At 52.5% G+C, this 23,366-nt stretch carries 18 protein-coding genes, 7 tRNA genes, 1 pseudogene and 1 riboswitch; of the genes and pseudogenes, 4 read left to right on the top strand and 22 right to left on the bottom strand.

The features are described 5' to 3' along the window. Nucleotides 1-311 (top strand): hypothetical protein (locus O9139_RS21795; RefSeq protein ID WP_270881541.1); only part of this gene is annotated, 311 nt, incomplete at its 5' end. A 386-nt stretch (nucleotides 312-697) separates the two neighbouring features. Here the strand turns inward: O9139_RS21795 and O9139_RS21790 are convergent. The 11 genes and pseudogenes from O9139_RS21790 to O9139_RS21740 all read right to left on the bottom strand — a co-directional run bounded on the left by O9139_RS21790 (nucleotide 698) and on the right by O9139_RS21740 (nucleotide 16,255). Continuing rightward, nucleotides 698-1,588 (bottom strand): C40 family peptidase, encoded by an 891-nt coding sequence (locus O9139_RS21790; RefSeq protein ID WP_270881540.1) that lies wholly within the window; start codon nucleotides 1,586-1,588, stop codon nucleotides 698-700. Nucleotide 1,589: 1 nt separating this feature from the next. Then, a riboswitch (cyclic di-AMP (ydaO/yuaA leader) is annotated at nucleotides 1,590-1,742 on the bottom strand. 61 nt (nucleotides 1,743-1,803) lie between these two features. Then, nucleotides 1,804-2,838 (bottom strand): FecCD family ABC transporter permease, encoded by a 1,035-nt coding sequence (locus tag O9139_RS21785; RefSeq protein ID WP_270881539.1) that lies wholly within the window; start codon nucleotides 2,836-2,838, stop codon nucleotides 1,804-1,806. Continuing rightward, nucleotides 2,838-3,881: pseudogene (locus tag O9139_RS21780) on the bottom strand (FecCD family ABC transporter permease). Before O9139_RS21780 ends, O9139_RS21785 begins: the two are co-directional and overlap by 1 nt. A gap of 138 nt (nucleotides 3,882-4,019) precedes the next feature. Next, nucleotides 4,020-6,185 carry a glycoside hydrolase family 88/105 protein gene (locus O9139_RS21775; protein ID WP_270881538.1) on the bottom strand — a complete coding sequence of 722 codons (2,166 nt, stop codon included), beginning with the start codon at nucleotides 6,183-6,185 and terminating at the stop codon, nucleotides 4,020-4,022. Between the two features lie 26 nt (nucleotides 6,186-6,211). Further along, a complete protein-coding gene (locus O9139_RS21770; protein ID WP_270881537.1) occupies nucleotides 6,212-7,294 on the bottom strand; it encodes a Gfo/Idh/MocA family protein in 1,083 nt (360 codons plus the stop codon). Between the two features lie 114 nt (nucleotides 7,295-7,408). Further along, nucleotides 7,409-8,470 (bottom strand): NAD(P)-dependent alcohol dehydrogenase, encoded by a 1,062-nt coding sequence (locus O9139_RS21765; RefSeq protein WP_270881536.1) that lies wholly within the window; start codon nucleotides 8,468-8,470, stop codon nucleotides 7,409-7,411. Between the two features lie 19 nt (nucleotides 8,471-8,489). Beyond that, nucleotides 8,490-10,109, bottom strand: coding sequence for a response regulator transcription factor (locus tag O9139_RS21760; protein ID WP_270881535.1), 1,620 nt, complete (start codon nucleotides 10,107-10,109; stop codon nucleotides 8,490-8,492). Between the two features lie 172 nt (nucleotides 10,110-10,281). Further along, nucleotides 10,282-12,024 carry a cache domain-containing sensor histidine kinase gene (locus tag O9139_RS21755; RefSeq protein ID WP_270881534.1) on the bottom strand — a complete coding sequence of 581 codons (1,743 nt, stop codon included), beginning with the start codon at nucleotides 12,022-12,024 and terminating at the stop codon, nucleotides 10,282-10,284. A gap of 118 nt (nucleotides 12,025-12,142) precedes the next feature. Continuing rightward, the gene (locus tag O9139_RS21750; RefSeq protein ID WP_270881533.1) at nucleotides 12,143-12,985 is read right to left on the bottom strand and encodes a carbohydrate ABC transporter permease; all 843 of its coding nucleotides are present in this window, start codon (nucleotides 12,983-12,985) and stop codon (nucleotides 12,143-12,145) included. Beyond that, complete coding sequence (locus O9139_RS21745) at nucleotides 12,982-13,944, bottom strand: carbohydrate ABC transporter permease (RefSeq protein WP_270881532.1); 963 nt, start codon at nucleotides 13,942-13,944, stop codon at nucleotides 12,982-12,984. Before O9139_RS21745 ends, O9139_RS21750 begins: the two co-directional genes overlap by 4 nt. Nucleotides 13,945-14,182: 238 nt before the next feature. Next, nucleotides 14,183-16,255: an alpha-glucuronidase family glycosyl hydrolase gene (locus O9139_RS21740; protein ID WP_270881531.1), complete on the bottom strand. Its 2,073-nt coding sequence runs from the start codon at nucleotides 16,253-16,255 to the stop codon at nucleotides 14,183-14,185. 107 nt (nucleotides 16,256-16,362) lie between these two features. On the opposite strand from O9139_RS21740, the gene O9139_RS21735 reads away from it, so the two are divergent. Genes O9139_RS21735 through O9139_RS21725 form a run of 3 tightly spaced genes read left to right on the top strand, consistent with a single transcriptional unit; the run spans nucleotide 16,363 to nucleotide 18,998 of the window. Next, entirely contained in the window at nucleotides 16,363-17,040 is a 678-nt protein-coding gene (locus O9139_RS21735) for a GntR family transcriptional regulator (RefSeq protein ID WP_270881530.1), read from the top strand. Between the two features lie 18 nt (nucleotides 17,041-17,058). Further along, nucleotides 17,059-18,147 carry a mannonate dehydratase gene (gene uxuA / locus O9139_RS21730; protein ID WP_270881529.1) on the top strand — a complete coding sequence of 363 codons (1,089 nt, stop codon included), beginning with the start codon at nucleotides 17,059-17,061 and terminating at the stop codon, nucleotides 18,145-18,147. Beyond that, on the top strand, nucleotides 18,144-18,998 hold the full coding sequence (locus tag O9139_RS21725) for an SDR family oxidoreductase (protein WP_270881528.1): 855 nt from the start codon (nucleotides 18,144-18,146) through the stop codon (nucleotides 18,996-18,998). The genes uxuA and O9139_RS21725 overlap by 4 nt, the downstream gene beginning before the upstream one ends. Before the next feature lie 52 nt (nucleotides 18,999-19,050). On the opposite strand, the gene O9139_RS21720 is transcribed toward O9139_RS21725, so the two are convergent. The 11 genes from O9139_RS21720 to O9139_RS21670 form a co-directional block, all read right to left on the bottom strand. Continuing rightward, nucleotides 19,051-19,845, bottom strand: a complete 795-nt coding sequence (locus O9139_RS21720) for a Nif3-like dinuclear metal center hexameric protein (RefSeq protein WP_270881527.1) — start codon at nucleotides 19,843-19,845, stop codon at nucleotides 19,051-19,053. Nucleotides 19,846-19,910: 65 nt separating this feature from the next. Then, complete coding sequence (locus tag O9139_RS21715) at nucleotides 19,911-21,218, bottom strand: ABC transporter substrate-binding protein (protein ID WP_270881526.1); 1,308 nt, start codon at nucleotides 21,216-21,218, stop codon at nucleotides 19,911-19,913. A 182-nt stretch (nucleotides 21,219-21,400) separates the two neighbouring features. Then, nucleotides 21,401-21,471: transfer RNA gene (locus O9139_RS21710), tRNA-Gly, on the bottom strand. Nucleotides 21,472-21,477: 6 nt separating this feature from the next. Beyond that, nucleotides 21,478-21,551 (bottom strand) — tRNA-Pro (locus O9139_RS21705). 22 nt (nucleotides 21,552-21,573) lie between these two features. After that, nucleotides 21,574-21,650 (bottom strand) — tRNA-Arg (locus tag O9139_RS21700). 35 nt (nucleotides 21,651-21,685) lie between these two features. Further along, nucleotides 21,686-21,760 (bottom strand) — tRNA-Gly (locus O9139_RS21695). A gap of 183 nt (nucleotides 21,761-21,943) precedes the next feature. Then, on the bottom strand, nucleotides 21,944-22,450 hold the full coding sequence (locus tag O9139_RS21690; protein ID WP_377525194.1) for a ferritin: 507 nt from the start codon (nucleotides 22,448-22,450) through the stop codon (nucleotides 21,944-21,946). Between the two features lie 116 nt (nucleotides 22,451-22,566). Further along, the gene (locus tag O9139_RS21685; protein WP_270881525.1) at nucleotides 22,567-22,818 is read right to left on the bottom strand and encodes a DUF1450 domain-containing protein; all 252 of its coding nucleotides are present in this window, start codon (nucleotides 22,816-22,818) and stop codon (nucleotides 22,567-22,569) included. 274 nt (nucleotides 22,819-23,092) lie between these two features. Next, nucleotides 23,093-23,177, bottom strand: a tRNA-Leu gene (locus tag O9139_RS21680). Nucleotides 23,178-23,188: 11 nt separating this feature from the next. After that, nucleotides 23,189-23,261 (bottom strand) — tRNA-Lys (locus O9139_RS21675). A gap of 13 nt (nucleotides 23,262-23,274) precedes the next feature. Next, nucleotides 23,275-23,351, bottom strand: a tRNA-Asp gene (locus O9139_RS21670). Nucleotides 23,352-23,366 lie beyond the last annotated feature (15 nt).

The raw sequence follows: 23,366 nt of genomic DNA, 5'->3' as shown, positions 1-23,366 counted from the left end.
CAGCAGCTTTTGGCGGGAGGCGGGTCCACTGCATCCGCTGCATGGTGCCGTCGGGCGATGCGCTAATTGGTATTTGCCCAATTGCAGCGAGGAGGTCGGCGGCGGGGGCACCTGTAGTCCGGGAAAGCCCATTGGAGAGCCGTATTTTGCGCCCCGCAGCCAGAAATGCCGCTGCAAGTGTTCAAATCCGGACTACAGCTGCTCATAAGGGTGACGTGCGTTCTCTAATTGGGCGAATCCGGACTACAGCTGCTTCGGCGGGAGGCGGGTCCACTGCATCCGCTGTATGGTGCCGTCGGGCGATGCGCTAATTGGTATTTGCCCAATTGCAGCGAGGAGGGCGGCGGCGGAGGGACCTGTAGTCCGGGAAAGCCCAATTGGAGAGCTTTAGTTTGCGCCCCGTGGCCAGAAATGCCGCTGTAAGTGGGCAAAACCGGACTACAGCCGCGCATAAGGGTGACGTGCGTGCTGCAAGTGGGCAAATCCGAACTACAAGCAGCTTTTGGCGAGAGGCGGTCCACTGCATCCGCTGCAAGTGACCTAACCTCCCTGCAGCACGCTGCGCCAAGTGGCAGTGAGGCTATATTGCGCTCAGTACCGGTGATCAGCACAGTATTTTTCATATAAAAAAAACGCCCGCTTCCTAAGCCTTCTGACGAAAGCATTAGAAAACAGGCGTTCGGGGCGTGCTGCTCATTTACAGAACTCTTTTCGCACCGACATATCTCGCGCTCCAATAAGAGCTGTAGAGGCTCTCGACCGCAACACCGCGGGACGAGGTGGAAGAGATGAATTGGCCATTCCCCACATAGATGCCCACATGGTCAATCGTCCGGTTGGCGAAGAATACGAGGTCCCCCGTCTTCAAGTCGGAAACCGACGCTCCTTCGTCGTGCATCTCACCCGATGTGCGCGGAAGCTCGATGCCTTTGGCTTGGAAGACATAACGAACGAATCCCGAGCAATCGAATCCGTTCGGCGTCGTTCCGCCCCAAGCGTACGGGACGCCTAGATAGGCATTCGCCGATGTCACAATCTGCTCCGCCATCGGAGGCGCAGACGGGACTGGCGGGGCCGGTGGCGGCGGAGGCGGGGCGATCCATGCCGGTTTGTGGGATTTGCCGTCCGCATCGACGATTGCGATTTGGTTGGCTTCGTTCCATTCGATGGCTGAGCCAAATGTTTCCGTAATAAAACGCAATGGAACGTATGTATTCCCATCGTGGACAGTCGGACTGCTCTCTAAGCTGATCTTCTTGTTGTTGACCAGCGCTTGCGATTCGTCCGATTTCAGCAGCACCTGCTGCTGATTTTTGATCATGCTTACGACAAGATCGTCCCCTTGCTTGGCCCAACCGACTCGGTAACCGAGCTTATCCGACAGCGCTCTGAGCGGAACCAACAGAACGCCTTTATCGTCGATAAATGGCTGAACTTCGGGAAAATCTACGATTTCATCGTTGACCTGAACTTTTACCGGCAGCTTTGAAGAAGCTGCTGCAGCGTGAGCAGGCGATGAACAGATGAATGAAGCCGCTGCACCGATAAAAGCGCATGAAAAAATAAGATGTTTTGCAAACAATCTCAAAACTTTTCCTCCTTGAAGCCTCCGAGGTTAGTTGACGGGTTCGGGAAGAGGTTTTCCCTAGCACGCCCAGCAAGCTGAAGCGTTCATTCACCCCAAATAAAGAAGTCCCCCGTACGCGGGCTTGTAATGCTCCACGATTCGGCAATTTTTTCTATGTTAGACTAGCATAGATCCAGCTTTTTTGGCAACTTTTGCACACGTGGTAAGTATTTCCACTATGCTTTGGACCTGGCCAGCAAATATAGAAAATATGGCGCGCCAATGACGGACACGACAATACCTGTCGGAATATCCGATGGCTGAAGGATCATGCGCGCAGCCAAGTCCGCTGTGACCATCAGCAGCGATCCGACCAGCGCGGATGCCGGCAGCATGTACTGATGCTTCGAGCCAACGAGCTGTCTGGCCAGATGCGGTCCCACAAGACCGACGAAGCTGATGCCTCCGCCAATCGCCACGCAAGCTCCCGCTAAAGCAACGGCGCAGGCCACGAGCACGAGACGACCGCTGCCGACTCTGGTGCCTAAGCTGATCGCCAGCTGGTCACCGAGTGCCAGAACGTTAAGCGTGCGTGCTTTGTAGAAGATGAACGGCAGCAAGACGACGATCCACGGTAGCAGCGCAAACACATACGGCCAGTTCGCTCCCCAGATGCTGCCGGCGAGCCAGACTGCCACGTATTGGTAATCGAACGGATCCATCCGGATCGTCAGCACGATGATCGCTGCGTTCATTCCGGCGGCAACGGCAATGCCGCTGAGAATCATGCGCTTAGGCGAAAGTCCGCGCACGGCATAATAGGAAAGCGCATAAATCAATGCTGCCGTCGCTCCGGCCCCAACCATGGCCAGCATAGGCAGGAGGAACACGGGCACGGCTACTTTGCTCGTGTGAAAACTTACAAATCCTACCACCAGCAGCGCTGCCCCGGCGTTAATGCCGAGAATGCCGGGATCCGCCAGCGGGTTGCGCGTGATCCCCTGCAGGATACAGCCGGAGACGGCCAGTCCCGCTCCGACAAGGAGGGAAATGACGATGCGAGGCAGCCTGAATTCGAATAAAATAAGCTCTTGTTTCGGCGTCCCGCTGCCGAATAATGATTTGAACACGACGATCGGCGATAAACGAATGAACCCCGAATTCATACTAATGAGAATGACGAGCACAATGAGAACGCAGAGCAAAGACATGAAGAAAACAGAGCGATTTCTGCACTTTTTGTCGACGAGAGACACGTTAGTTCCGTTCATTACAGCTCCCTTCGATCTTTGCGTGTAAGGATGAGGAAGAACGGAACGCCGACGATCGCGGTCAGCGCGCCAACCGGGGCCTCATACGGCGGATGGACCATCCGGGCGCCAATGTCCGCCAGCACGATAAGCAGGCTGCCCAGCACGGCTGAGCTCGGGATAATCCAGCGGTAGTCCACGCCGACCAGCACCCTCGCGACATGAGGGATCATGAGGCCGATAAAGCCAATGGACCCTACCGAGGACACGGCTGCGCCGGCAAGGACAAGCACGACCAGCGTGCAGGCCAGCTTCACCAGCTTGGTCCGCTGCCCTAGGTTCGTGGCGATCTCTTCGCCAAGGCTGAGCAGCGTCACGGAACGAGACAGCAGCAGCGCCGCAATCAGCCCATGATCTTGATCTGCAGCCATTTGGTACCGGCCATCCCGCCTGCATACCAGAAGGCCAGCTCTTGGCCGACTTTGAAGTAAATAGCGATGCCTTCACTCAAGGCAATGAGCAGCGCGCCTACGGCAGCGCCGGACAGGGCAAGCCGAACAGGGCAAGCCGAACAGGCGTCAGCCCGCCTTTGGTGAGGGAACCGATGCCGTACACAAGTCCTGTGCCTATCGCCGTCCCCAAGAACAAGAAGAGGATCAGCTTGTGGAACGGCAGTCCGGGAAAAAAGACAAAACAAAGCGCCAGCACAAAGCCTGCACCGGCGTTGATGCCAAGAAGCCCCGTATCCGCTAGCGGGTTGCGCGTCATGCCTTGGAGGAGAGCGCCTGCGACCGCAAAGCAAGCCCCGATCATCGCGCCTGCAAGCGCACGGGGCAGCCGGATTTCTTGGATAATTTGATGCTGAGTCACATTCGGATCAAAATGAAAGATCGCCCGCCTCACAGTGCTGATGCTGATATCTGCTGCTCCCAGCGAGATGGAGACGCATAGACTAAGCGCGAGAAGGTGCCGCCGACGAGAATGAGGCTGGCTGCGAGTGGCCGTGTCCGCATGTTTGCAGCCAGCTGAGCAGCCTCCTGCGAATCGGGCGATGGTTGCGACATACTGGATACCTACCTTATCTCATATAAATAAATGATAATGATAATTATTATCATATTACAAGAATAGAAGGTTGTATGCAATGAAAAAGCATCCGGCCATGACCGGATGCTCCTGCTATAGATACGCTCTGCACACGCTTATTGCGCCATCATCTTGCTGACCTCATCGCCAGCCAGCATGACGATTCCCGTGCCATGAGTATCATTCTTCACCCACAGCAGATCGTGCTTATAGTACTGCTCGGTGAATGAGAAGTTCGAGCCCCGGCACACGCCATGCACATTGCCCAAATGATCGACGCTGGCGCGCATCAAGCCCTGCCAGCCCTTGCTGGCGGCGTCCATGTACGGCTCCGGCTCGAGCCAACCGTTGCGCACGCCCTTGGCAAACGCATACGTGAACATCGCCGTGCACGAGGTTTCCTCGTACGATTCGGCATCCGTCAGCACCTGATGCCATAGGCCGCTGTGGCTCTGCAGCGAGAGGTAGCCTGCACACAGCTCGCTGAAGAAGGCCAGCAGCGCTTCACGGTCCGGGTGCGCCGCCGGAAGCGCCTCAAGCACATCGGACAGCGAGAACAGCACCCAGCCGTTGCCGCGTCCCCATGGCACATACGTCGGTGTGTCGTATTTGAAGTCATACACGTGCGACATGATTTTCAGCTCAGGCATGTATAAGTACTTTTTAAAAAGAAGGAATTGTTTCGCCGCATCGTCGATATACGCCTGCTCCCCCGTCAGCTTGTAATAGCCGGCGAGAAACGGCGTGCTCATATATAAATCGTCCGCCCACATGGTATCGTCGCCACGGTAGAACGCCCCGTCTTCTCTGCGGATTTGCCCGTTATGAATATAATCAGCAATGATATCAATTAACGGCAGAAGACTGGCGTCCTGCGTATCCCAATAAAGCTCGAGCATCGCAGCGCCGAAGGAACCGCAGTCGTCCAACGAGTCAAGCTCGACAAGCTGCTGGTTCAGCGCTTGGTAGCCATGCTGGTCGCGGTCAAACAGCGAATACTCATACATACGCGCGCACGCCCCAATATGCTTAGCCGCATATTGCTTAATGTCTGTTCGGCGAAGCAGCCTGGAGGCGCGCAATAAGCCGTTCAGCGTCACGCCCAGGTGGTAGTTCCATCTGCCAAACAGTCTGTTCTCGAGATACGGCCTTACCCAGTATCCGGGGCTATCAAGCTGCCAATATACGCCGCTGCCGCCGTTATCGAACAGCTTGTTCACATCCGTGAGATCCGCCGGACTCATCGCTTGCGCCGCTTTGAACGGCCCCAGGTAGAGCCAGCTCTCCTCCGTGCCGCCTACCGGATGAGGCATAGAGAAAGCCTCCGCCCGCCCATTGATCTCCGCTTCCAGCACAAACCCCCAATCCTCGCGCCCAGCATGCGATTCCACGATAATATCGCAGCAGCGGCCTCCCGCCGCTCGCCACTCGATATGGACATCGCCCGGCTCGTCCTGACGATGCACCAGCGTCTGGTTGACCCATACCTGAATCGGCCCGCTCGTGCGGCCTCGCAGCACCGCCGTGCCGGCCTCACGGACCTGCAGCTTCGTCCAGCCGTACGCTTTCATGCCGTTGAAGCTGCCGCTGTCGCCGCCGTCCCGGCCCCAAATACGCGTGCAAACCCCACGGCTCTGTTCGCGCTCGTCCCAGAACCGCTCCGGGTACCAGCGGATGCCGCTGCTTTCCTCCGAGCCGTGATGCTCCGGCTCATGCACTTCCGGGAACAGCGCCTCATCGGTCAGCGCTGAATAGATCCATCCGCCCTGACCGACACGCTCAGCGAACGGGGCCATAAAATGCAGCGGCACCCATTTGCTGCTCGCCGAACCGAATACACAGCCGAACCCGGTCGGGGTCTTCTGAAGTTGGATTAAAAAGGCGTTCCACCCTTTGTTCAGCGGAATGGACAGACTGGTTCTAGCACCGCTGTGCCGCTCCTCGTGAATGGCTGAACGATAGATCAGCTTGCCGTTCACATACAAGAATGTCGGCGACTTCACGCTGATCGTCGTCTGCACACCTTCCTCCGCGTCGCTCCACAGCATCGCATAAAGGTATCCGTTTTGACCCAGCTTGGCGTGCGGATGTTTCGCGGACAGATCCAGATCATAACGTCCATCCTTCAGCTGCCTGAAGCCGTTCTCACTATACGCTCGAAGCTGAAACGGATAAGCCGGATTATCGGCAATATACCGGTTCGCGATCGTTTCGATCACTTCATCTATACGGGAAGGATGCTTATAGGCAATACTTTCTTCATTTTGAAAATAACCAGTCATGTTGCAGCACCTCTGTAGTCATCAGATTAAGACTCAGCCCAAGGCATGCGGGCCGATTTCACCGTTTCTCCCGTGCGGATCGCTTGCTCGATCAGCATGCCGAGATAATGGTCCTGCGACGCCTCGGCAAGACTGTAAAATCCAGGACCGCCGAACGTATATTCGGCCATCTTTTGCAAACAACTGGCGATCGCAATCTCATCGTCGTACAGCCTTGCGGGAGCGAACGGATTCTCGTAGAGCCAGCGGTCCCCGCAAAGGATGCCTTTGAAAAAATAGCCCTCGGCATTTTCCAACTCGCCTTTGTTCATCCGCTTGAGCTCCAGCTGCAGCTCCGTGCAGGACTGATCTTGAATCAGGACGCGGGAATCAAAAATTTCACCGCGCTCACCGCGCACGGACACATGATTGGAACGGGTCCAGGATCGATGCTGATTATTCGTGAAATCGTAAATGCCCAGCCGGTCGCCAAAATCGAGCCAAGCCAAATCCCGCTGCGACGGAATCATGCGGTCTGCTGTCGGCGGTCCGCTGCGGGTAGGGCCGTTCACCCACTGGGACTCAAAGCGCATCCCGCGGATCGTCACAGGCTCGAACATAACGCCGAGCATTTTGCGAATTAGGCTGACGCCATGGTATAAATGCGAGATCGAGACTGTCGTCTCCGTGATTTGCCCTAGCTGTCCGGAGGCAATCAGAGCTAACCGCGCCTGCTGAATCGGATGCAAAAAATACTGCTCCGCCACCTGGACGCGGGCTCCTTTGAGCGTGAGGCGCTCGTGCAGCAGCTCCAAGCCTTGCAGATCAGGAGCGGGAGGCGTCTCTGATAAAGCCGGGATCCCCAGCTCCGCCAATTGCAGTAAGTAGTCCATGCAAGCTGCCCAACCGACGGAAACGACGATGAAATCCGGCTTTTCATGAGCCAGCAGCTGTTCTAGCGTGCGATAGGTACTGACGCCCCACTGCGCTTCCATCGTCTTGCCCTTCTCTTCGTCCCGCACAACCATACCGCTGATTTGAAAGCGGTCCGGCATTTCCCTGGCAATACGCAAAAAGTACTGGGCGCGAAACCCCGCCCCGCCGATAATGCTGAATTGAACCGGTCTCATTTTGCATCCTCCTCGCTATTGTCGCGACTCGCTCTTGTATCGACTCGCTATTTCGCCGCTTGATAGCCCCCACCAGGTGTAATGTCACTAAACCCAAAATTTTGCTTCATTTGTTTACTCGTTCGGATAAACCATTACTTTCAAGCTGCCGCTCTTGTTGTGGATAGCCCGCTCCAATGCCTCTTGCGTTTGCGCCAGCGGATAGCGGTCCGTAATGAGCGACATCGTGTCGATCGTGCCGGAGGCCAGGAACTCGATGCCCATCGGATACGTATTCGCATAGCGGAAGACGCCGTAGATGTCGACTTCATTATCCGCGATAAACGGCACGTTGAGCGGAATCTCATCCTGCGCCGGCAGGCCGACGATGACCAGCTTGCCGCCGCGACGCAGCGAATGAAGCGCGGTTTGCAGCGCCTTCGGGTTGCCGGCGGTTTCCCAGGCTGTATCTACACCGACACCGCCTGTGAGCTGCTGGATCCGCTCGATGGCATCCTCTTCGCGCACGTTAATGACATGCGTCGCCCCCATGCGTCGTGCCGCTTCCAAGCGCACCTGCTCCAGGTCGGTGACGATAATGCGGCTGGCGCCGAACGATTTGGCGGCCGCTACCGCCATGAGGCCGACAGGGCCCATGCCCATGATCGCAACCGTCGTTCCCGGCTGCACGCGGCACCGCTTGGCGGCATGGATGCCTACGGAGAACGGCTCGTTCAGGGCGGCTTCCTCGTAGGTCAGATGATCCGGAATCGGGAATACCATATCCTCGCGGATCGTCATGTACTGCACAAAAGCGCCGTCCACCGGAGGTGTCGCCAGGAATTGCACGTCCGGGCACAGATTGTAGCGCCCTTCTTTGCAAGCGGAGCAGCGCCCGCAGGTGACGCCGGGTTCAATGGCGACCCGGTCGCCGACGTTGAACCGAGAGACCGCAGCGCCGACAGCCGCAATCATCCCTGCACATTCATGCCCGAGAATGATGGGCTTCTCGACAACGAAGCGGCCAATGCGCCCATTTTCATAATAATGCACATCAGACCCGCAGATGCCGACGGCCATGACCTTGATCAACACTTCGTTTTCGCCGACTTGTGGGACCGGCCTTTCTTCCATCACGATCGTGCCAGGCTTCGGCATGACTGCTGCTTTCATTGTTTTCGGCAATTGCTCGTTCATCCTCGTTCTCCCCAATCCCTTATTTAATAAGCTCAGTCGGATTCATGCCGGTTAGTTTCTTAAAAAGTGTGCTAAAATAAGGCACATTCTTGTAGCCGACACGTTCCGCCACTTCATAAACCAGCATATTTCTTTCCATTAATAGCTCTCTGGCCTTCTCGATCCGAACGCGCGTTAAATAATTGTTGAACGTCTCGCCCGTCATATTTTTAAAAATAATCGACAGGTGATTGCGTGAAATGTACACTTTATCCGCGAGATCCGCCAGCGTCATTTCGTCCGCATAATGTTCGTGAATGTATTGGGTCATAAAGTCGACAGCTTGTCTATGCTTGCTGTTTCCTCTCCACTGTCTGCTGCTGCAGATGGAAGAGATTTTGTCTTTTAACCAACTCGCCAAATCCTTCGGCCGGGTCAGACCGATCATTTCCTTGGCAATAAGCTCGCTCGGGAACATCTCATCCAGCACCATACCGACCTCATACAGACAGTAGGCAAAAATTCCCCATAGCTCGCCAGCCAGCATCTGCACATAATCGGGCGTGATGCCTGTTTGCTGCTCAAGCTGTCCGACGAATTCATCGACCAGCTGCTGGGCCTGTGTCTCTTGGGACGATTTGATTGCGCCCGCCAATTCAAAATAAAATTTGGTCGGACGCATCACAATCGCTCCGGAATCGCTCTGCATCGCTTCCCCGTAAGCGTATAAATCATAGGAGCACGCAATGCGCTTGTCTCGCAGATCGATCGCCCGAAAAGCTTCCTCCGTCGAATCCGGAATTTCAGTCCACTGCGCTTTAATGCCGCCAATTCCAATGCGAATAACCAGCTTTAGATAATTTTTAATACAGTCGATCAATTGAACGCCAAGTCTTTCCAAATGCTGGACCAACTGCTCCTTATTGCTGCCAGCCTCCGAATGAACAATAAGAACGGACCTTGTGCTGTGTAGCTCCGTATATTCAAACGAGCTGAAAAATTCCTGTGCGACCTCGCAGACGATATTGCTGATGGCGAATCGGAACAGGTTCCAATCCGATAACGTCAGCTCGCTGGCACGAATGTCCCGGACCAGATCGATGCCGATCACAACATGCTCTGTCTCCGTCCAGAAGCGGTAGGGCTGCGGCAGGCTTTCCCCGCTGCGGTACGAGCTTTCCAGCGTCCCGGCTGCCGCCGATTTGACCCATTCTTTCTCGATAAAAGGCTCGTACATCCTTAACTTTTGTTCAAGCTCATCCTGCTTGATCCGCTTCTCTTCCTCCCCGGCAAGCTCTTGAATCACTTTGCCAAGTATCGCTTTTAAGGTAGGAATACTGATTGGTTTAGACAAATAATCGCTGACATTGTACCTGAGCGCCTGGCGGGCATGCTCAAAATCCGAGTAACCGCTCAAAATAATGATCTTGCCGTTAAAGTCTTCTTTCCTCAGCTGCTCAATCATATCCAAACCGTTCATAACAGGCATGTAGATGTCGGTAATCACAATGTCCGGCTGTGCACTCCGCACCAGCTCCAGGCCATCTTCGCCATTCAACGCTTCGCCGGCCCATTCCGCATCCAGCGCATCCCACGGAATCGCGCGCTTCATGCCTTGAAGCACCTGCCGTTCATCATCCACAATGGCAATCTTCCACACTAGCTTTACCTCCCTAGCTACACATACACAATATAACAATCAGGCCCGGAGCATGAGCTGTTCCGGGCTGCTTATTTGATTTTGAAAGTGCTTACGCTTTAATTTTATACTACCCCTGATAGAAAGGTAATAAAAGATGAAAGATGCACAATTTGTTATAAAATACTCCGAACTATTCCAAATTCTCCTGGCTCGGCGGGTCAATCAAGCGGGGCAGTTCAATGACGACCTGTGTGCCGCCTTGTTGACGCTCCTGAATAATGACACCATACGACTCACCGAAATATCCGGCGATCCGCTCTCGCACATTGCGAATGCCATAACCACCGGTATGGCGCTTGCGCTTGCGGTCCACTGCCTGCTGCAGCCCAATGCCGTCATCCGCAATGGTGATTTCGATTCGCTCATGAACCTCTTTGAATGTAATCGCGATATGTCCATGATTCCGTGTATTGAAGCCGTGGACGACGGAATTTTCAACGAATGGCTGCAGCGTTAGCTTAGGAATGAACAAATGCTTGATTTCCGCCGGAACATTGATCGTATACTCCAGCCCTTCTCCCCAGCGCATCTGCTGGATTTCGAGATAGCATTCCAAATGCATGAGTTCCTCGCTGATCGGAATAAACGCCGCCCCGTTCGATAGACCAATCCGGAACATGCGGCCCATCAGCTCCAGAATCCGGCTGATCTCGTCTTGCCCCGCCTCAATCGCCATCCAATTCAGCTGATCCAGCGTATTGTACAAGAAGTGCGGATTGATGTTGGCCTGCAGCGCTTCAATTTCCGCTTTGCGCTGCTGTTCATACCGCCGCTGCAGCGATTCATACAGCGCTTCGATGCGCTCGTTCTGCTTCCGGTAGCCGGCGAACAAATAGCCGAACTCGTTTTCATAATCCTTCGGCAGTTCGACATTATTGCCGCCAACCGAGTAAACGCCCATCGCGCCTACCAGCTTCTTAATCGGCTTCGTGAACTGTTTGCTGAGCAGATGGGTCAGCAGAAGCGTCAACAGAACAGCCGCAACGCCGATGATGCCGATTACCTCGGCCAGTTTAAAGCTCCCTGCTGTAATCTCTTTCCACGGGGTAATCTCGACCAGCGTCCAGTTGGAATCCATCAGCTTCGAATAAACCAGGAGCGAATTCCCGACCCCTGTATCGCCCTGTGTATGAACAAAGTCCGACTGCCCGTTCTTGGCGTTGATCCATTTGGATAATTCCGTGTGATCCGGGATCTGGCCTATTTTCAAAAACTGCCGTCCCTGGGAGTCAATCATCATGCGGTTCGTTTCTGACGAGCGGCCGGCCAGCAACTGGCGGATTTGTTCCGCCTTCACATGGATGACAAGAACGCCTAGAAATTTATCATCGTACACGATTTTTCGCGCAAAGCTTAGCACCGGGACATCGCCCTGAAAGCTCGGGATGGTATGCTCGCTCGACCAGGTAAAATCATTATTCTTCAGCGATGCGGACCAGGCTTGCTTATCGGCATCGGCCAAATTCCTGAACTGAATGTAGCTCTTGGGCTCCCCTTCCAGCGGCCGGTCCATGTACAAGTCAATGCCTTGAATCAGCGGAATGGAGTAGGTTAAATTCGCCAGTGCCTTTTGCACGCTGATCGATTTGCGGTACCGATCAAATTCATCCTGCGTATTCACCAGAAAGGTGATCAGTTCATTATCGCGGGAAGTGGATAGGGAGATTTGCTCAATCGTGACCAGCCTCGTCATAATTTCGTTGTTAAGCTCGTCCAGCAGCCGCTGCTGATAATGAAATGTCGTTTGCGCCAGCTCTTTGGAGGAGATGCTGTAGCTCGCCCAAACGCTGCACGCCAGCACGATGATGATCAGTCCCGCGAAGCTGCGGAAGAATAGGTGGTCGATTCTAAACTTTTTAAAAGGATTGGTCATGATGTACGCGCTCCCATACTGCCAATTAATCGAAAGAAACGGTAAAACAGCGAGTTTAGAAGACATCCGCGGCTTTACCGTTCTATGACAAATGATTTGCATTTGTTTACATATTATCTTAGCCCTTAATTCCTGTTGTGGCAATTCCTTCAACGAAGTACTTTTGCAGGAACATGAACACCAGCGTGGCCGGTACGATCGAGACGAGCGACATCGCCAGCAATTGTCCCCACTCTTGACCGGACGAAGAGTCATTGATCATCCGGAGCGCGAGACCGACGGTGTACTTGTCCACCGAGTTGATATACAGCAGGTGACCCAGGAAGTCATCCCAGTTCCATAAGAAGCAGAAAATCATCACCGTTACGATAGCCGGCTTCGTTAGCGGCATCACGATCCGCCAATAAATGCCGAACCAGGAGCATCCGTCCATTTTCGCCGATTCATCGAGCTCCCGCGGAATGCCCCGCACGAATTGGATTAACAAGAAAACGAAGAACGTACCGCCTGCGCCGCTAGCCACCAGGTGAGGCACGATGAACGGCAGATACGTATTCACCCAACCCAATTGATGGAACATCGCATACTGGGGAATAATCAGAACTTGTCCCGGCAGCATCAGGGTCAGCATCAGCAGGGAAAACCAAAAGTTTTTCAACGGGAAATCCAAACGACCGAAACCGAACGCCACAAGTGTACTGGAAAGCAGCGTGACGGCCAGCAGCACAATCTCTAAGCCAAACGTATTGAGATAAAAATCAGTAAAGGAATGCCCCGGTACCGAATGCCAACCGTTCACAAAGTTACTCCACTGCGGCTTGGACGGGAATAAGCCCGGCGAGCTTAATTCAGCATTAGACTTCAGCGATGCGCCGATCCACCAAATGACCGGATAAATCATGACAAGGCTGAATATGATCATAAACAAGTGACGGCCTGCTTGATTCCATTTGATTGTCATTTGCGCTTTTTCCCTCCTGACTCCGTTTCATAGAATACCCAATATTTAGATGTTCCCGCAATGATAACCGCGACAATTACAATGATCACCAACATAATCCAAGCCAGCGCAGAGGAATATCCGAGCTGATAACGGCTGAAGGCGCGCTCGTACAAATACAACGCATACACATAAGTCGAGTTCATCGGTCCGCCATTGGTGATGACGTAGGCTGATGTAAACATTTGAAAAGCGTTGATCACACCCATGATCAGGTTGAAATATAGCGTCGGGGACAGCATGGGCAGCGTAATTTTGAAAAATTGAACAAACTTGTTGGCGCCGTCTACGGATGAAGCCTCGTATAGATCGTTAGGAATCTGCTTCAGCCCGGCGAGGAAAATAACCATCGAAGATCCGAACTGCCAGACAGTTAGCAGCACAAGCGTCCAAAGCGCTGTACTTGGGTTGGTCACCCAGCCTGTCCCGCCAATTCCGAAAATCCCAAGAATTTTATTAAAAATACCGTCCACACCAAAAATGTTGCGCCACAGCAGGGAGACGGCGATACTGCCACCGATCAGCGACGGGAAGTAAATCGCCGTGCGATATGCGGAGATCCCTCTCATCGCTTTGTTGAGTACAACAGCGACAAGCAGCGCGGCAATCAGTTTCAGCGGTACAGAAGCAATGACGTACATGAACGTAACTTTAATGGACTGAATGAATTTATCATCTGCCGTAAAAATCCGCTCGTAATTGCGGGCGCCGACCCAACTGACTGGTTCCATCAACGTATAGTCCGTGAACGAATAATACAGCGATAAAATCATCGGGTACGCGGTCAGTCCGAAAAAACCGATCAGCCAAGGCAGGATAAACAAGTACCCGGCAATTGGAGCGTCCCATCGGCTTAAAAAGGACTTTCGTTTCTTGGTGCCCGCAGCGGTTGTCAGGGCAACGGAAGTAGTTTGACTCATGAACGATCACCTCTGCAGTTAGTCTAGTTCTCTATGAATTCAAGTATAAAGGCTGGGAAGCACAGACTAAATGAGAGGAATCCTCGAATTCTTTTAAAATTTAACGAAAAACGAGTTGAAAAAGTAAAACCATGCTTATCCGCTGGCGAACCCGCGGCGAGCTTGCAGGAGCAACCGAACCTCCCCCCACCGCGCAGTCGCCACCAGCAAAAAGGCCGCCTCAAGAGGCGGCCTTCGATTAATATATCTTTCTTCCCAACTGGTCGGCGATGCCACTTTTCCGGAAGAAATATGTGTTGATCATGTCGCGCCATTCCTTCGCATGCGCAGCCTGCTCAGCCAGGCGTGCCGCCACTTGCTGGTGCAGACCTTCGTGCATGCTGCCCTGCAGCTCACTCCATTTGGCTTGCAATTGCTCGGCGCGCTCTACGCCGACAAAATGCGTGTCATAGATGTGCTGAATGACCGTTTTGCCGGAATGCAAGACATGCGTGTACGGAACGTGGTGGAAGAACAGCAGCAGCTCATCCGGGCAGCTTGCCAGCGACTCGTACATCTCTACGTTAGGACCTTTGTATTGCCCGGTATAACCGGTTCCCGTCGCCATCGTCCGGTCGACCCCGATGCCGTGACAATCCGCAAAATGGTACGTCCCCCATTTCGAATATTCATACCCGTCCACATTCGGTCCGTAGTGATGGTCCGGATTCACCATCCAGCCTACGCCAAGCGGAGAAGTGTAATCTTCGTAGATGCTCCAGGAATCCATGAGCATTCCCCGAATCGTCCGGACCAGCTGTTCGTCGCCGCCGAACGTCATGCGGATCCATTCCTCCGCGATAGCTTCCGCCGTCAGCTCCGGGTTCCAGGCCAAACGGCCGTATCCGTAGAGGTTCGCCTGCGCCAGCAGGTGTCCGGTCCAGTTGGCATCGTCGCCGATATTGGAAACCGCGGCAAAACCGCTAAAGCGGTTGCCATAGAGCGATCCGTCGACGATGCGCTTAATCGGCGACCCTTCCCCTTTGGCATACGTCTCGAAATCAAGCACTTCTTTCCATTGTGGAACCAAGTAGCACAGATGGCGCTGTTGGCCCGTATATTCCTGGGTAATCTGGAATTCGATCATCTGGTTCGTTTGTTCCATCGCGCCGATCAGCGGCGACACCCCTTCACGAACCTGGAAGTCCATCGGACCATTTTTCACCTGCAGAATGACATTATCCATAAAGCGGCCATCGAGCGGTTTGAAATGGTCGTAGGCTGCGCGTGCACGATCCGTCGCACGATCGCGCCAATCCTGCTTGCAATTGTAGACGAAGCAGCGCCAGATCACGATCCCGCCGTAAGGCTTCACGGCCTCCGCCAACATATTCGAGCCGTCCGCATGATCGCGGTCGTAGGTGAACGGCCCCGGACGATTCTCCGAATCGGCTTTCACCAGGAAGCCGCCAAAATCCGGAATCGCCGCATACACTTCCGCCGCTTTCGCGCGCCACCACTCACGTACGCCTGGATCCAGCGGGTCGGCCGTAGTCAGATCGCCGATTTCCAGCGGGCTCGCATAGTTGATGCTCAGGAACATCTTCACGCCGTACGCGCGGAAAACCGCAGCGACCTTCGCCACGTCCGGCAAGTATGCTTCCGTCAGAAACCGGGTCTCGTATTTATGCACATTCACATTATTAATCGAAATCGCATTGATCCCCGAGGAGGCTAACAGCCTTGCATAATCACGGACGCGTTCCAGATCCGTTGTAATGCGATTATCTTTATAAAAAATCGACTTACCGGCATACCCGCGCTCAATGCTGCCGTCAATGTTATCCCACTGGTTGATCATGCGCAGCTGATTCACTGGATTTTGCACAACATCCAAGTTATCAACGGCTTCACCTGTACTCATCAAACGCAGCAAATGGAACGCACCGTATAGCACGCCGGGTGCCGTAGAAGCGCCAATGACGATGGAGCGGTTCTCTTTAACCGCTTTGATCGCAAAACCTTCCGGCCCTATCGCCGAACGCGTATCTTCCGCAAATGTGCGGTCAACGATAGCGTTATTGCCGAATGTGCCCAGCACGATGCTGCCCGCACTCTCACCGCTTTCCTCAACAACCGGCTCATAACCGAGCATCGATTGAAGGCCGCGGGACAATTCGGTGACAGCGGTGCGGATGACCTCTGCGTTCTCATTAACGGTAATTGCCTTCAATGCGGCATACTGCTCATAAACATTACCTGGAGCGATGCGGTGATAGCCAAGCCATGCCTGGTAGCCGTCGCCTGTATATTGTACATTCGTTTCACTCATGAGAAAAATCCTCCCCATCCATACATAGTTTCTTCTTTTTATGACTTCCATACTACCATACAAGTGTGGTAGTATGGAAGTATCAGTTAATCAAAAGGGGTGAACCTATGGACTTTACAATCCGCCCACCAATCAGTTCCACCCGCGATGCCGTCTATTACCGCTTGAAAGAACTCATTTTGAGCGTTGAAATGCTTCCCGGCGCCAGCATCTCGGAGAAAGAAATCTCACTGCAGATGGGCGTCAGCCGGACACCCGTTAGAGAAAGCTTCGTACGGCTGTCGCAGGAAGGGCTGCTCGATATTTACCCGCAGCGTGGCACGGTCGTTTCGCTGATCGATCTGGAGCTCGTCGAAGAAGCCCGGTTCATGCGCGAGCAGCTGGAGTGCGCTGTCATTCGGCTCGCCTGTGAACAATTCCCCCAGGAGCAATTAAAAGCGCTGCAGGCCAACTTGCTGCTGCAAAAAGTTTGCATCGAAGACCAGGATTATAAAAAGATGTTTGAGCTCGACGAAGCTTTCCATCGCACAATCTTTGAAGGCTGCCGCAAACTCAATACATGGGCGGTCATTCAGCAGATTAATGTGCATTTGAATCGTACCCGCATGCTGCGGCTTGCCGCCGATCATCATTGGGACGACCTCTATACTCAGCATCAGCAGATGGTAGAGGCTATTCAGGCGCATCAGGCCGACATGGCCGAAAAGCTGATGAACGAACATTTGCATTTGACCATTACAGATCAGGCGCTGCTCAAGCAGAAATTCCCTGCTTATTTCAAATAACCGGAGGCGATGACGCTTATGAAAATGGTATTTCGATGGTTCGGGGAAGGCAATGATACCGTTACCCTGGACCAAATCAAGCAAATTCCCGGCGTAGAAGGCATCGTCTGGGCGCTTCATGATGTTCCGGCAGGCGAGGAATGGCCAATGGATAAAATCATGGCGATCAAAGAACAAGCCGACCAAGCCGGCCTTCATATGAAAGTCGTAGAAAGCGTCAACATCCACGAAGACATTAAATTAGGTTTGCCAAGCCGCGATAAGTATATCGAGAATTATAAAAAGACGATCGTCAAGCTGGCCCAAGTCGGCGTCAAAGTCATTTGCTACAACTTCATGCCGGTGTTCGACTGGATGCGCACAGACCTGCACAAAGAGCTCAAAGACGGATCGACAGCACTTTTTTATGAAAAGAGCAAGATCGATGGCATGGATTTATTCGCCCAAGTGAAACGGATCAACGAGAATCCCAACTTCACGATGCCAGGCTGGGAACCTGAGCGCCTGGAGCGCTTATCCGAACTGTTCGACGCTTACCGCAATGTAACCGAGGAGCATCTATTTGCGAACGCGAAGTACTTCTTGGACGAGATCATCCCGGTTGCCGCTGAACACGATATCCGAATGGCGATTCATCCGGACGATCCGCCTTGGCCTATTTTCGGACTGCCTCGCATCATAACCGGTCAAGCCAACGTCCGCCGTTTTTTGCAGCTGCATGACAGCCCTTACAACGGTCTTACGCTATGCAGCGGGTCGCTCGGCGCAAATCCGGCCAATGATCTTGTGGCGATGGCGCACGAATTTGCTGACCGCATTCCCTTCGCTCACCTTCGCAATGTCCGTGTATACGACAATGGCGATTTCATCGAAACGTCGCACCGGACACAAGATGGCACCGTAGACATGTCAGGTATCGTACAAGCGTTGTATCAAAACAATTTCGAAGGCTTCTGCCGTCCAGACCATGGTCGACATATCTGGGGCGAACAGTGCCGGCCAGGATACGGTTTATATGACCGTGCTTTAGGCATCATGTACCTTTGGGGTCTCTGGGATGCTTACGACAAACAAATACGAACTGAAAAGGCGGTTGAAACTATATGATCCAATTAACCAACCATCCATCGCTTCAAGGCAAAGTTGTCGTTATTACAGGCGGAGCAGGCGTACTTTGCCGTGTAATGGCGCTTGAGCTTGCCCTCCAAGGCGCTCGTGTAGCGATCTTGAACCGCACCTTGGAAAAAGGGAACGAAGTCGCTGACGAAATCCGCGCTGCCGGCGGCGAAGCCATTGCCGTGGCTTGCGACGTCACCCAGGTAGAGAGCGTGCAGCAAGCCGCGGAAGCGGTTCAGCAGCAGCTCGGCTCCTGCGATATTTTGATTAACGGCGCCGGGGGCAACCATCCGAGTGCCAACACCACCAATGAAATTTTCAAACCAGAAGATTTGAACAATCCGGATGTGACAACATTCTTCGATTTAAGCGTCAGCGGCTTCCGCAATGTACTGGATCTGAACTTTGTCGGCACCCTGATACCAACGCAAATTTTCGTCAAACAGATGCTTGGCAAAGAAGACGTTACCGTCATTAACATCTCTTCGATGAGCGCTCCGTCACCGATGACCAAAGTGCCTGCCTACAGTGCAGCCAAAGCAGCTATCGAGAATTTCACCCAATGGCTGGCCGTGCATTTGGCAGAAAGCGGGATTCGCGTTAACGCAATTGCCCCGGGCTTCTTCCTCACGAAGCAGAACGAAAAGCTGCTGCTGAAAGAAGATGGCTCCTTGACAGAACGCTCTCATAAAATCATTACCCACACGCCAATGCGCCGTTTCGGCAAGCCGGAGGATCTGCTCGGTACTTTGCTGTGGCTGACAGATGCCAACATGTCCGGCTTTGTCACAGGGACCACGATCCCGGTCGACGGCGGATTCATGGCTTACGCTGGCGTATAATCCATAAATAACGGGCAACGGATTGGACTTTTCCGAACGGTGCCCGCTTTTTTTATATAACCGTAAATAACGGTTTATTTGCGAAAAATTGCACAGACACCGTCGGAAACGCCGCGGCCAGCTGCTCGGCTAACGCTTTCATGCCGGACGCTTCACTTTCGGCATGCCCCAACAAGATGAGGGCTTTCTTCTTCCCTTGGTGCATAGCATCGCGCACGTATTCCGGCGTCTCCCACTCAGGCCCCTCCCCGGCAATGACCAAGTCCAGCGCTTCGTTTCCGAACTGCGGGATTGCCACCGCGCCTCCACCACGGTAGCCTGCTAGCAACCCCACTCGCGTACAGGACATGGCTGGATCCCCGACGACCCTGACGAACGAAATCCCCATCTGCCGCTTCACATGCTCTGCAATCTCTTTTACGCTCATTGCTGGCAGTGTAAGCAAGGATACGACCCGCTGATGCTCGGTTACATACTTGTCCCAGTCTAGCGCCTGAATCAGGCCCGTCATGATACCGTCTGGCTGATAGCGGTGTATGCCGTCGTGGAGCCTAAATATCGCGATCCCAGACTGCTCAATCAGCCGCTGCTTGGCTTGGTACACTGCATCATGCTCCAGCCAGTCCGTTTGGTCCATGTGGCTGTAGAAAGTACCCTCATGTGTAATAAGGAGATTGACCCCGCTGGCAGCTGCTTGCTCAATGACTTCGTGAGTGGCCATGAACGTCGTCGCCATCGCTCTCACTTCCATCTTAGGATCACCGGCTCTGAGTACATCCACCGTGCTCTCGAGACGCGGTACCGTCTGCAGGAGCTTGTGCATGACATCCTCGATTGTGATTTTCAAGCTGTTCCTCCTCCTTCGCTATCAAAAAGAAAACCCGGAACACAATGCTCCGGGCTATTCTTGCTTTATTTTTCGTAAGATTGCGCTGCTGACTTCAGTTGATCGAATGCTTTCTCTGGTGTTGCTTTGCCAAAGCTCAACTGATCGCGAACCAGCGTCCAGTCTTTATCGATAAAGTTCGTCCAGCCTTTAACCCCTGGGTTCCATGTTTGGCCATCTTTCTCCGTAGCGTGAAGAAGCACGGAACCCACTTTATCCACATCGCTCATATTGGATTCAAGAGATGTAGCGATCTCTTTGTTAACCGGCAAACCACGGCTTGTTGTCAAAATTTTGGCAGCTTCCGGATCATTCACGAACCAATCAATGAATTTCTTAGCTTCTTCCGCTTTCTTGGAGCCTGCCGAAACCGCCAGGTACATGGAAGGCTTCAACCAACCGCCTGCATCTGTCGCGCGCGGCATAGTTACCATCGCATAAGCACCTTTTTTCAAGCTGTCCCAAGAACCGTAATTGTTGGAGAAGCCCAGACGGAACATAATTTTCCCGTTAACCATCAAGTCCATTTTCGGATCGAACTCTTTGTCCGATGCATTGACGTCTGCCGGAGGCACGATACCTGCTTTACGCAGCTCTTCAAACTTCTTCGTCCATTCCAGGAAAGTTGCCTGATCTACGTTAAATTTACCTGTTTCGGAGACAACCATGCCTTTTCCTTTGGCATATTGATATGCCGAATAAGCAAAGTAGTCGCCTGCGTAGTCTTTCGTGAAGTACTGGCCTTCTGGCAGCTTCGTTTTCGCTTCTTTCGCCAAGGCGAAGAAATCATCCCATGACCATCCGTTTTCAGGGGATTTCAATCCCAGCTTGTCCAGCGCCGCTTTGTCAAAAATCATACCATACGCCACGGAGCCGAGCGGCATTGCGTACTGCTTACCGCCGGATTGACCACCGGACAATACTTTCGCGTCGATTTTATCAACATTCACACCTGTCAGCGGTGCCAATTGGTTGCGGCCGATCCAGTCCGATACCCAACCCGGATCCAGCTGAATCAAGTCCGGCGCATTATTCGCTGCCGCTTGCGTCGACAGCTTGTCCAAGTAGCCGTCCATACCGGAATACTCAGGCTCAAATGTCACATTCGGATGTTTTTCCGTGTACAGCTTCAAAGCAGCCAGCGTCGCTTCGTGACGCACTTGTGAACCCCACCACATGATCCGCAGCTTGACCGGTTCGTTGGATGCTGCCGATGCCGCAGGTGCCGACGCCTGCGGTTCAGATCCGCTTTTTGCGCCGCTTGCACAACCTACTAAAGAGCCCGCAAGAGCTATCGTTGCTATGACTGTCAGAGAACGCTTCCATTTAATCATTTCAAAACTCCCCCTACTTCAATCATGATGTCCTTCTTAATGTAATAGTAACAATTCAACGAAAAGCTTTATATATGAAGGATGCACGAATTCCTTTAAATTTGCCCGAAGTTATTGTAATCATGCAAACCACTATGCAAAAAAAGAAGACCACCATAATCCTGGTGATCTTCTTCGTATGAAGCGGGTGATGGGAATCGAACCCACGCTACCAGCTTGGAAGGCTGGAGTTCTACCATTGAACTACACCCGCGTGTTATCGGGACGACACGATTTGAACATGCGACCCCCTGCTCCCAAAGCAGGTGCTCTACCAAGCTGAGCTACGTCCCGATGATATCCGATTTTATGAAAATGGCGTGCCCTGAGAGATTCGAACTCCCGACCTTTTGATTCGTAGTCAAACGCTCTATCCAGCTGAGCTAAGGGCACATGTGGCAGAAGCCGATAGAGCTTCATCAAAAGAATGGAGCGGAAGACGGGATTCGAACCCGCGACCCTCGCCTTGGCAAGGCGATGCTCTACCCCTGAGCCACTTCCGCGCATTACATTCATAGCCTGTCTCTCTTGATAATTTCCAAGAGGCGACAATGAATAATATATCAGCAATTTGAAGGAATTGCAAATGTTTTTTTCTGCCACACCTTCTTACGCCATCAAAAAAGCTTGCTCCTTTCGCTATTGGCAAAAGAAGACAAGCTCTACGCTTGTAACTTAGAAATGAATTATTCCGCTGGAGGAGTGAACGAGCGCTGTGCGAACTCAGCATCCAACATAAAGAAGGCATTGCTGTCTTGATCAATCCGCTTCAGTTTGTTGATGATGCTATCGAACATAGCTTCTTCTTCCACTTGTTCATCAATAAACCATTTCAAGAATTGCATCGTCGCATGTTCTCTTTCATTGAGTGCAAGGTCGGACAAATGATAAATGCGGCGAGTTACTTCCTGCTCATGCTTAAAAGCATGTTGAAAAGCATCCAAAATAGAACTGTACTCATTCTTTGGCGTATCCATGCCCGCAAATTCAACTTGTCTGCCACGGTCGTTAATGAATTTGAAAATCTTCATGGCATGGAACCGCTCTTCTTCCGCTTGCACAATAAAGAAATTCGAAAATCCATCCAGACTTTCTGCTGCGCAGTAACCGGCAATAGCCATATAGACGTGCGCGGAGTAAAATTCATAGTTCATTTGTTCATTAAGAGCTGCAGTGAGTTGATCATTCAACATCTGTGCACACATCCTTCTCGAATTCGGTTATTCTTGTTGCATTCCCCATACATACAAGATTACCAGAATTCCCCCTAGAAATACAAATGGCAACAGCAATTTCAACAATTCGACATTCATGCAGTCACGCTTTCAGCGCGGGATTCAGCAATGATTTGCTTAAGCTGAGCATATAGCTGATCGGGGGAAGCAGCGCACAGCAGTTCCTTCTTACCGAGCATGGCAATGCATTCTTTCTTGCAATGCTTGCAATTTCCAAGGCAATCCTTCTTCTTCTGTTTGATTTCCGGATGCTCCTCTTTCAAAGCCTTATATATTTGTTTCGATCCGAACTTTTCGTTTCTACAGCAGTACTTAATCGTTTTCAAAAAATCACTCTCCGCACCCAGTTTAATCTGCTACTACAGATATTAATGATAATAATTATCAATGTCAATTAAAAAAAAGCAGGCCTGGGTAATGCCTCCGCGATATCATGGGTTCAGCCACAGTGTTGATGGTAATATCAACTTATAAGTTCGTCATAATGAGGTCGTGCACGAAGACATAGAATAAAGTCCGTATATTGTACCCAAACCACTTCGAGGGAAATCAGCTCATATACAAAAAAACCTTTCGATAAAATCGAAAGGTTTCTTATGATGCGGTCGAGAGGACTCGAACCTCCACGGGGGGTTAGCCCACACGGACCTGAACCGTGCGCGTCTGCCAATTCCGCCACGACCGCGTATTACAAAGTGAGCCATGTAGGACTCGAACCTACGACACCCTGATTAAAAGTCAGGTGCTCTACCAACTGAGCTAATGGCTCTTATTCAGTTAAATGGCGGAGCCGACGGGATTCGAACCCGCGGTCTCCTGCGTGACAGGCAGGCATGTTAGGCCTCTACACCACGGCTCCACACAAGTAAATTGG

The sequence above is a fragment of the Paenibacillus aestuarii genome, from assembly GCF_027789125.1.
GTDB lineage: Bacteria > Bacillota > Bacilli > Paenibacillales > NBRC-103111 > Paenibacillus_E > Paenibacillus_E aestuarii.
Note: the sequence above shows the minus strand (reverse complement) of the source record. Positions and strands in the feature narration are given on the sequence as shown.